Origin of the sequence: Mizugakiibacter sediminis, from assembly GCF_000953855.2 — a bacterium.
Lineage (GTDB): Bacteria > Pseudomonadota > Gammaproteobacteria > Xanthomonadales > Rhodanobacteraceae > Mizugakiibacter > Mizugakiibacter sediminis.
The window spans coordinates 1-8,198 of sequence record NZ_DF970189.1; the positions used below are offsets into that span (position 1 = coordinate 1).

General features: G+C 68.9%; 7 protein-coding genes. 1 reads left to right on the forward strand and 6 read right to left on the reverse strand.

From position 1 onward, the window contains the following. The 6 genes from MBSD_RS07345 to MBSD_RS07370 form a co-directional block, all read right to left on the reverse strand. On the reverse strand, positions 1 to 866 hold an 866-nt coding region (locus tag MBSD_RS07345), incomplete at its 3' end, for an AAA family ATPase (RefSeq protein ID WP_062536491.1). A gap of 119 nt (positions 867 to 985) precedes the next feature. Beyond that, entirely contained in the window at positions 986 to 3,214 is a 2,229-nt protein-coding gene (locus MBSD_RS07350) for a type IV pilus secretin PilQ (RefSeq protein WP_237071762.1), read from the reverse strand. 20 nt (positions 3,215 to 3,234) lie between these two features. After that, positions 3,235 to 3,753 (reverse strand): pilus assembly protein PilP, encoded by a 519-nt coding sequence (locus MBSD_RS07355; protein WP_062536493.1) that lies wholly within the window; start codon positions 3,751 to 3,753, stop codon positions 3,235 to 3,237. Between the two features lie 2 nt (positions 3,754 to 3,755). Beyond that, positions 3,756 to 4,433 carry a type IV pilus inner membrane component PilO gene (locus tag MBSD_RS07360; protein ID WP_062536495.1) on the reverse strand — a complete coding sequence of 226 codons (678 nt, stop codon included), beginning with the start codon at positions 4,431 to 4,433 and terminating at the stop codon, positions 3,756 to 3,758. Beyond that, the gene (locus tag MBSD_RS07365) at positions 4,430 to 5,044 is read right to left on the reverse strand and encodes a PilN domain-containing protein (protein ID WP_082306544.1); all 615 of its coding nucleotides are present in this window, start codon (positions 5,042 to 5,044) and stop codon (positions 4,430 to 4,432) included. The genes MBSD_RS07360 and MBSD_RS07365 overlap by 4 nt, the downstream gene beginning before the upstream one ends. After that, positions 5,044 to 6,102, reverse strand: coding sequence for a pilus assembly protein PilM (locus MBSD_RS07370; protein ID WP_062536497.1), 1,059 nt, complete (start codon positions 6,100 to 6,102; stop codon positions 5,044 to 5,046). Before MBSD_RS07370 ends, MBSD_RS07365 begins: the two co-directional genes overlap by 1 nt. Before the next feature lie 237 nt (positions 6,103 to 6,339). On the opposite strand from MBSD_RS07370, the gene MBSD_RS07375 reads away from it, so the two are divergent. Further along, the coding region (locus MBSD_RS07375; protein ID WP_062536499.1) for a penicillin-binding protein 1A at positions 6,340 to 8,198 on the forward strand (1,859 nt) is incomplete at its 3' end.

Consider the following 8,198-nt stretch of genomic DNA (forward strand, 5'->3'; position numbering starts at 1 on the left):
GGCAGCGCGTAGTCGCGGCCGGCCAGCCAGGCGCGCGCGCGCGCGCAGCGGTCCAGCGCGATGGTCGCGCGCGGGCTGGCGCCCCAGGCGATCCAGTGCGGCAGCCGCGCGTCGTAGGCGCCCGCCGCGCGCGTCGCCAGGACGAGCTGCACGACGTATTCCTCCAACCCGCTCGCGACGTGCAGGCCGAGCACGGCGCGGCGCGCGGCGAAGATGTCGGCCTGGGTGAGCAGGCGGCTTTCGGCGACGGGCGCATCCAGCGCCTGCAGCGCGCGGCGCTGGGCGAGGCGCAGGATCTCGCGCTCCGCCGCGGCCTGCGGATAGCCGATCGCCACGTGCATCAGGAAACGGTCGAGTTGCGCCTCCGGCAGCGGGTAGGTGCCTTCCTGCTCGATCGGATTCTGCGTCGCCATCACCAGGAACAGCTCGGGCAGCGGCCAGGTGCGCCGGCCGATGGTCACCTGGCGCTCGCCCATCGCCTCCAGCAGCGCCGATTGCACCTTGGCCGGCGCGCGGTTCACCTCGTCGGCCAGCACCAGGTTGCGGAACAGCGGGCCGGGCTGGAACTCGAAGGCACCGGTCTGCGGGCGGAAGATCTCGGTGCCGGTGAGGTCGGCCGGCAGCAGATCGGGGGTGAACTGGATGCGGTGGAAGTCGGCCTCGATGCGCGCGGCCAGCGCCTTGACGGCGGTGGTCTTGGCCAGGCCCGGCGCGCCCTCCACCAGCAGGTGGCCGTCGGCCAGCAGCGCGATCAGCAGGCGCTCGACCAGCGTCTCCTGGCCGATCACCGCCTCCTGCAGGCCGGCGCGCAGCGCCGCAAACGCCGTGCGCAGGGCGTCGCCTCGTTCGACCTGCGGCATGTCCATCGGAGCACCTCCGTCGTTCACGCCGGTTCGACCGCGGGCGTGCGCGGAAGTTTAGCGGGCGGAAAAGCGCAGGGGCGGCCCGAGCCGCCCCTGCGGGTCTTCGCGGCCGCGCGGGCCGGTTACTTCAGGCTTTCGGCGAGGATCTTCGGCGTCACGAAGATCAGCAGCTCGGCCTTGTTGTTGGTGCGGTTCTTGTTGCGGAACAGCACGCCGAGGCCGGGGATGTCGCCGAGGCCGGGCACCTTCTTCAGCGTCTCCGACTTGGTGATCTCGTAGATGCCGCCCAGCACCACCGTCTGGCCGTTGTCGACCAGCACCGAAGTGTTGATCTCGCGGGTGTCGATCTGCGGCACGAAGCCGCCGCCCGGATTCGGCACCAGTTGCGCCAGCGAATCCTTCTTCACGTTGATCTGCAGGTAGACGCGATCGTCGGCGGTGATGGTCGGCGTGACGCGCAGCTCCAGCACGGCGTCCTTGAACTGCACGGTCGCGGTGCCCGCGCCGCTGCCGCCGCCGGCGCCGGAGTTCTGGAAGGTGACGTAGCCGATCTGCTGGCCCTGCTTGATCACCGCTTCCTGCTGGTTGGCGGTGATCACGCGCGGGCTGGAGATCACCTCGCCGCGGCCCTCGGTCTGCGCCGCCGACAGCTCGAGGTCGAGCAGGTAGTTGGCGCCGAGGATGGCCAGGCCGAAGCTGCCGGTGGGGTTGGCCGCCGGCAGGTTGACGTTGAGGCGGTCGCTGAGGTTGCCGACCGGCACGCCCGAGTGCGGGAACACGCCCGGCGCGGGGCTGCCGGCGGCGCCCACGCCGCTGGTGGCGGTGTTGTCGGCGCCGCTGCCCGTGCCGCCGATCGCGATGGTGTGGCCGTTCGACGCCTGCTGCTGCACGCCCGACACGCCGAACTTGACGCCCAGCTCGCGGGTGAAGTCGTCGGACGCGACCACGATGCGCGATTCGATCAGCACCTGCTGCACCGGGCGGTCGAGCGTGCCGACCAGCTCGCGGATGGAACGGATCTTGTCCGGCGTGTCGTTGATCAGCAGGGTGTTGGTGCGCTCGTCGAAGGAGACGCTGCCGCGCGTGGACAGGAAGCCGCGGCGCGCGCCGCCGCCGCCGGTGCCGCCGAGGCTGCCCTGGGTGAGCAGCTTGGCGATGTCGGAGGCCTTGCCGTAGCTGATCGGGATGATGTCGGAAACCAGCTCGGCGTTGTCCTCGGCCTTCAGGCGCGCTTCGGCGAGGTCCTGCTCGTAGCGGGCCAGCTCCTGCTGCGGCGCCACCCAGATGATGTTGCCGTTGCGGCGCTTGTCCAGGCCCTTGGCACGCAGCACCACGTCGAGCGCCTGGTCCCACGGCACGTTGACGAGGCGCAGGGTGACGCTGCCGCCAACGGTGTCGGAAGCGACGATGTTGAGGCCGGACACGTCGGCCAGCAGTTGCAGCACCGAGCGCGTCGGGATGTCCTGGAAGTTGAAGGTGACGCGGCTGCCGGTGTAGACGGGCTCCTGGCCTTTGCCCAGCGCCTTCTGCTCGGTCTTCTTGGGCGCGATCTCGACGACGTACTCGGTGCCGGTCTGGTAGGCTGCGGGTTCGATGTCGCCGCGGACGGCGATCTCCATGCGCGCGCCGTTGGGACGGGCGCTGGTCTCGATCGACTGCACCGGCGTGGCGAAATCGAGCACGTCGAGGCGCCGCGCCAGCTTGGCGGGCAGCTTGACGTTGCTGAGGTCGACCACCACGCGGTCGCCCTGCCGGCGCATGTCGACGCTGGCGCCGGGGCCGCTGAAGCTGACGATCACGCGGCCTTCGCCGGAGGGGCCGCGGCGGAAGTCGATGTTGGAGACGTCGGCCGCCGCGGCGGTGACCAGCTTGGTCGGATCGGTTTCGGTCACCGCGTTCGCCGCGGCGGCGCCGGTCATGCCGTTGCCGACGGTCAGCACCAGCGCGTCGCCGGCCACCTTGGTGTCGTAGCTCGAGGGCCGGAACAGGTCGACCACCACGCGGGTGCGACCGCCGGCCTCGACCGCGGAGATGCCGGCGGTCGCGCCGGTGCCCACGTCGACGTGGCGCTTGTCCCAGGCGTTGCTGGTGCCGGCGAAGTCGAGGGCGATGCGCGGCGGGTTCTCGGTGGTGAACACCTTCGGCTCGGGCACGCCGCCGTCGAACTTGAGGGTCACCTGGATCTTGCCGCCGGGCAGGGCCTGGTAGCTCAGGTCCTTCAGCACGCTCGCGGCCAGCGCCGGAACGGCGAAACCGAAGCAGGTCAGGACCAGGGCCGCCGCAGCGACGCGGCGGATGCCGGCGAAGAGCCGGAACGCGTAGCCGCCGAATTGAGCAGGTTTCGTCATCATGTACGTCGTCCCCAAGGCTCTCATTTCTCACCCAGCGCGATGGTCGCCTGGCGCTCCATCCAGCCGCCGTTGCCGTTCGGGATCAGCTCGACGAGGTCCACGTGGTCCTCGGCGACGTCCGCGACACGCCCGTAGTTCTGCCCCATGTAGTTGCCCGCGTGGATGCGGTGGATCACGCCCTGCGGATCCTTGATCAGGGCCTCCATGCCCGCGCCCCCGCCGAGGGTGCCGACCATCTTCAGGCTGTCCAGCGGGAAGGCTTCCAGCGGCTCCTTGGCGCGGTTCTGGTCCGGCTGCGGACCGTTGACGGCGCCGCCGGCGTGCAGCTCGGTCGGACTCGGACTGAACGGGTCGCGCAGGTCCTGGTCCTGGTATTCGAAGGTCTCGAAGGTCTTGATCACCGGCAGCGGCGGCAGTGGCGCGCCCTTCTTCGCCTTCTCGGCGGCCACCCACTGGCGCAGGTCGCCCTGGCCGCTGCAGCCGGCCAGCAGTGCCAGCGCGGCCGTGCCGATCAGGATGCGGGCAAGTGTGCGCTTCATGCTCACTTCCCTCCCTTGCCGGCGGCGGGACGCGCGGCCGGCTTGGCCTGGCCGTCTTCAGTTTCCTCGTCTTCGAGGTAACGGTAGGTCTTCACGGTCCCCTCGAGCACCAGTATGCCGCCCGGCACCAGGTCCTGCCCCTTCACCGGCGCCTTCTGCGGCCGCAGCGAGACGTCGTGCATCGTCAGGATCACCACGCGCGGCAGCGAGGCCACGCCGCTGATGAACGTGCCGAACTGGTGGTAGGTGCCGATCATGCGCAGCGCGATCGGCTTCTCCGCGTAGAACTCCTTCGGAATCTCCGGCCCCGGCTGGAACAGGTCGGTCTCCAGGCCGGCCGACAGCGCGGTCTGCGAGATGTCCACCAGCAGCTCGGGCATCTCGGTCTTGCTGGGCAGTTGGCGCAGCATCTGCCGCAGCATGTCCTTCATCTCCTCGAGCTGCGCCTTCAGCGGCTCGAGGTTCGCCGCCTTGGCCTGCTTTTGGGAGAACTCTTGCTTGAGCGAGGCCTCCTTGGCCTGCAGCGAAGCGAGTTCGTCCTGCTGGTCGCTGACCTTGAAGTACCAGCCGGCCAGCAGGATCAACAGGAACAACACGCCGCAGAAGAACAGCTTCACCGACACCGGCCAGCCGCCGATGTTGTTGCGGTCGAGGTTGCGCAGGTCGTCGAAGAATTTCATGACTTGCTCTCCCCGTTGCCCGCCTGGCCGGCCTGCGCGGCGGCGCCTGCGGTCTTGTCGGCGTCCTGCGGTTCGGGCTTGCGCAGCTTGACGTTCAAGCCGAACGCGTAGGGCGCGCTCGGGTCGTCGTGCTTGTTCTCCGTGCGCGTGAGGTCGGCGTGGCCCAACCACGGCGACGCCTCGATGTTGCGCATGTAGGTGGCGACCGCGGCGTTGGACTGCGCGACGCCCTCCAGGCTGAGCTGGTCGCCGGTCTGCTTGAGGCCGGTCAGGCGCACGCCGTCGGGAATCGTCTTCACCAGCTCGTCGAACAGGTGCACCATCTGCGAGCGGTTGGCCTGCAGCTGTTCGATGATCTGCTTGCGCGCCAGCAGCCGCGAGCGCGTGCGTTCCAGATCCTTGATCTCGGCGATCTTGGCGTCGAGCTGCTTGATCTCGTCCTGCAGGTAGGCGTTGCGCTCGTTCTGGTTGTCGATGCGCGCGCCCATCCAGAACACCCACAGCAGCACCACCACCGCGGCGGCGGCGGCGATGCCGAGCTGCATGTAGAACTCGCGTTCGCGCTGCTTGCGCCGTTCCGCGCGCCACGGAAGTAGGTTGATCCTGGCCATCAGTCGAAACTCCTCAGGGCCAGCCCGCAGGCGATCATCAGCGCCGGGGCGTCCTGCGCCAGCGCCTGCGCCTGCACGCGCGGGGACAGCGACATGCTGGCCAGCGGGTTGGCCACGCAGCACGGCACGCCGAGCTGTTCCTCGACCATGTCGCTGACGCCGGGGATCGCCGCGCAGCCGCCGGCCAGCACGATCTGGTCGACCTTGCTGTACTCGCTGCCGGCGAAGAAGAACTGCAGCAGGCGGCTGATCTGCTGGACCATCGCCTCCTTGAACGGCTCCAGCACCTCGATCTCGTAGGATTCCGGCAGGCCGCCCTGGCGCTTGGCCATGCCGGCCTCCTCGTAGGAGAGGCCGTAGCGGCGCATCACCTCGTCGGTGAGCTGCTTGCCGCCGAACACCTGCTCGCGGGAGTAGATCGTGCGCTGGTTCTTCAGCACGATCAGCGTGGTCATGGTGGCGCCGACGTCGACCACGGCGACCACGGCGTCGCGGCCGACCGAAAGCTGGTCGGCGATCAGCTTGAAGGCGTTCTCCATGGCGAACGCCTCCACGTCCATCACCTTGGCGGTGAGGCCGCCGAGGTCGAGCGCGGCGACGCGCATGTCGACGTTCTCGGTGCGCGAGGCCGCCAGCAGGACATTGACCATGTCCGGGTTGTCCTTGACCGGCCCCATCACCTCGAAATCGAGGCTCACTTCCTCGATCGGATAGGGGATGTACTGGTTGGCCTCGACCTGGATCTGGCCTTCGAGGTCGTCCTCGGAGAGGTCGGCCGGCATCGGGATCACCTTGGTGATCACCGCCGAGCCGGCCACCGCGGCCGCGGCGTGCTTGGTCTTGGCGCCGGAGCGCGACAGCGCGCGGCGGATCGCCTCGCCGACCGCCTCGACCTCGACGATGTTCTTCTCCACCACCGCGTTGGGCGGAAGCGGTTCGACCGCGTAGTGCTCCACGCGGTAGCGCGCGCCGGACTGGCTGAGCTGCAGCAGCTTGACCGCGGTCGAGCTGATGTCAACCCCGATCAGCGGCGGCGCCTTGGGTGTGAAAAGGCCCACGATTTTCCCCCTCCCCACGCGCTGTTACGAGCGAAAGATGCGCAGCAACATTAAATCCAAAACTTAACGGATTATCAACGGGTCCTGAGCATGGGGCCAAGGACCTGATTCACAAAAATTTTTGTTGACCTGCGTGCGCTGCGGCACGACTCTTGCCGCGAACGAGTCTCCCCGCGGGAGTTCTATACTCTCGGCGGCCCGCCCTCAACCTAGACCCTCATCACAACTCCCGCGGCCATGCGAATTTTCAAGCGTTTGCTGCGCTACGCGCTGATCCTGGCGCTGGCCGGCATCCTCATGGGCGGACTGGCGGTGGGCGTGGCCTACTGGCTGATCGCACCGCGCCTGCCCTCGGTCGCCTCGCTGAAGGACGTGCGCCTGCAGGTGCCGCTGCGCGTGTATTCCGCCGACGGCAAGCTGATCGCCACCTTCGGCGAGACGCGGCGCATCCCGGTGCGCATCCAGGACGTGCCCGACCGCGTGAAGAAGGCCTTCCTCGCCGCCGAGGACGCCAATTTCTACGACCACCCCGGCATCGACTGGCAGGGCTTCGTGCGCGCGGTCGGGCTGATGATCGCCAACCGCAGCCTGCACGTGCCGGGCGGCAGCACGATCACCCAGCAGGTGGCGCGCAACTTCTTCCTCAGCCCGGAAGTGAGCATCTCGCGCAAGGCCACCGAGATCTTCCTGTCCTTCCGCATCGAGAACTCGTTGAGCAAGGACGAGATCCTCGAGCTGTACCTCAACAAGATCTTCCTCGGCCACCGCGCCTACGGCGTCGCCGCCGCCGCCGAGTTCTACTACGGCAAGACGCTGGACCAGCTCAGCCTGGCCGAGTGCGCGATGCTGGCCTCGCTGCCGAAGTTCCCCACCACCGGCAATCCGCTGTACAACAGGCCGCGTGCGATCGAGCGCCGCAACTGGGTGCTCGGGCGCATGCTCGACAACGGCTTCATCAGCAGGGCCGAGTACGCGCAGGCGATCAAGGAGCCCGACCGCTCCTACGCGCACGAGCCGCCGATCGAGGTCGACGCGCCCTACCTCGCGGAGATGGTGCGGCTGGAGGCGATCGACCGCCTCGGCAACGACGCCCTCACCGACGGCTACGTGGTCAAGACCACCTTGGACAGCCGCCTGCAGGACACCGCCGTCGCCGCCGTGCGCGACGACCTCGCCGATTACGACCGCCGCCACGGCTACCGCGGCCCCGAAGCCCATGTCGAGCTGCCGGTACACGCCACGCCGGCCGACTACGACCGCGCGCTGACCAACTACCGCGCGATCGCCGGCATGATCCCCGGCGTCGTCACCGAGGCCGACGCCGGGCACGGCCTGGTCTACCTCGCCGACGGCCAGAGCGTGCCGCTCGATCTCAAGGCGGTGGAATGGGCGCGGCCCTACCTCAGCGACAGCCGCCAGGGTCCGAAGCCGAAGCGCGTCGACGCGGTGCTGAAGCCCGGCGACATCGTGCGCGTGGCGCGCGACGCCGAAGGCGACTGGCAGCTCGCGCAGATCCCGCAGGCGCAGGCGGCGCTGGTGGCGCTGGACCCCGAGGACGGCGCGATCAAGGCGCTGGTCGGCGGCTTCAACTTCCTGCGCAGCAAGTTCAACCGCGCCACCATGAGCGCGCGCCAGCCCGGCTCCAGCTTCAAGCCGTTCCTGTATTCGGCGGCGTTCGAGCACGGCTTCACCCCGGCCTCGATCGTCAACGACGCGCCGGTGGTGTTCCCCGATCCGTCGCAGCCGAACGGCGTGTGGGCGCCGTCCAACGACGACGACGAATTCGCCGGCCCGATGCGCCTGCGCGAGGCGTTGGCGCAGTCGAAGAACCTGGTGTCGGTGCGCCTGCTCGATGCCATCGGCATCCGCTACGCGCGCGAGTACATCACCCGCTTCGGCTTCCCGCTGGACGCGCTGCCGAACAACCTGTCGATGGCGCTGGGCACCGCGTCGGTGTCGCCGCTGGCGATGGCGCGCGGCTATGCGGTGTTCGCCAACGGCGGCTTCCTCGTCGATCCGTACTTCGTCTCCGAAATCGACGACCGCGACGGCAAGATCGTCTACGCGGCCAAGCCGGCGCGCGCCTGCCGCACCTG

What these genes read in the sequence shown, in the direction of transcription:
- MBSD_RS07350 (WP_237071762.1), bottom strand. Translation starts at nt 3,214, where the DNA reads ATGATGACGAAACCTGCTCAATTCGGCGGCTACGCGTTCCGGCTCTTC.
- MBSD_RS07355 (WP_062536493.1), bottom strand. Translation starts at nt 3,753, where the DNA reads ATGAAGCGCACACTTGCCCGCATCCTGATCGGCACGGCCGCGCTGGCA.
- MBSD_RS07360 (WP_062536495.1), bottom strand. Translation starts at nt 4,433, where the DNA reads ATGAAATTCTTCGACGACCTGCGCAACCTCGACCGCAACAACATCGGC.
- MBSD_RS07365 (WP_082306544.1), bottom strand. Translation starts at nt 5,044, where the DNA reads ATGGCCAGGATCAACCTACTTCCGTGGCGCGCGGAACGGCGCAAGCAG.